1 protein-coding gene is annotated in these 1,672 nt (G+C 36.0%); it reads left to right on the top strand.

The window, feature by feature from the left end; genetic code table 11:
- The first annotated feature begins 644 nt into the window (after positions 1-644).
- A complete protein-coding gene (locus GEI7105_RS0122980; RefSeq protein ID WP_144053997.1) occupies positions 645-1,547 on the top strand; it encodes a methyl-accepting chemotaxis protein in 903 nt (300 codons plus the stop codon).
- Positions 1,548-1,672 lie beyond the last annotated feature (125 nt).

Raw genomic sequence — 1,672 nt, 5'->3', positions numbered from 1 at the left:
CCCCCCTTTGAAAGGGGGGTTGGGGGGATGGTTGGGGGGATGGTTGGGGGGATAGAGGGACTTGTCAGATTAGGCAAAACCAGTATTTAAGATTCGGATTCTGTATTATTTATGTATGCCTATTTGCTAAAACAATCATAAAATTATGTTTTTTCAGCGATCGCAGTAAAATTTACAGTACGCTAAAGAAAAATATCGACGAAGATAAAAAAATGTCTGTAAAAACACGGATACTTCGATCGCGAAATTTACTGAGATATAATTCCGAAAATTTAGCGTTTTCAACTTCGAGCGTCTCAGTTTAAATTAAACAAGATACGAGCTTAAAAAACCAGTCGATCGCTCGGATAGCGCTTGTCAAAAAATCCAATCGTTTTTTACAAGAAGAAGTGAATAACATTGACGATCGAGCAGGTTAGATCGAACACCTAAAACAAATTTAAACTAAAAAACTGACGTATAGCAGTCCCAAATGAGTTGTCAAAAATTAAAACAGCAGAAAAAATATGATTCCTCGTTCTCGATTCCCTTTTTGTCTCAATTTTGTTACATAACTGATTTAGGATTGCTATATAATAACGAACAATTCGCCAATACTGATTTAATATTTGCTTTTAGGCAAAAAAACAGAGGCGACAAGAATCATGTTTGATTTAATATCTAAAGCATCAAATATTTCCAGACATAAAAATATGTTTCGATCTATTCTGTCCCAGAAATCTTGTTTGAAATACAATTTTTCTAGATTGAATATCGGACAAAAAATTGCAATTGGATATATTATTGGAATTGGTGTCGCTGCCTTGGGGACAACAGGAGGACATCTCATCGCTGAAACTTTTATTGAAAAGCCTGCTTTTCAAATTCGAGAATTAGAACAAAAAAAATTCGGATTTTTAACTGAAATCAAAGATTCAGTTCTCGAATCAAAATCGACGATCGTCGTTTATCTCAAAAATCCAGAACTGTTGGAAAATTATAGCTACTATTTAATCGATCGCTCTCAACAAATCGAAGAATTAATTCTTGAATTTGAAAAATTTGCATTCAACGAACTTCAATCTAACGATATTGATTCACATTTAACAAATATCGAACTCTTTTTAAAAGAACATCAAGAAACTATATCTCAATATCAACAAGAATTAAAAAATGTTTTAAAAAAGATAGAAAACGACAAAACTCTAGACATTGAAAGTCGTCAAAAATTTCTACTAGAATTCGCGAACTCTGAAGAAGCATTAGCACTCGATCGCATGAATCGAGACTTAACCGAAATCATTCGAGAATCTCGCCAGCTCGAGCTTGAAGAGGATGCTAAGCTGCGACGAGCTAGAAATCTTGAAAATCAGGTCATTCAAATCAGCTTAATTGTCTCGATCGCACTCGCGATCGTCCTTTGTATTTATACGAGCTTGGAAATTACACGTCCTCTTAAAAAAGTAACACAGGTTGCATGGGACGCCGCAGAAAATGGCAACTTCGATCGCAAAGCATCTATCGATACTAAAGATGAAATTGGAACCCTAGTGCAGCGTCAACTCTAAGAATTAGGGTTAACGGGAGTATTGAGGTAATCTGTAGGGAGCGAGCCGGAGTCCCATGCAGAAAAAATACATTGTGCGCCTGACAGCAGAAGAGCGTCATCAGCTACAGGCAGTGATTAAGAAAC

It is taken from the genome of Baaleninema simplex PCC 7105, from assembly GCF_000332355.1.
Lineage (GTDB): Bacteria > Cyanobacteriota > Cyanobacteriia > Cyanobacteriales > Geitlerinemataceae > Baaleninema > Baaleninema simplex.
This window is presented reverse-complemented; position numbering and strand designations above follow the sequence as displayed.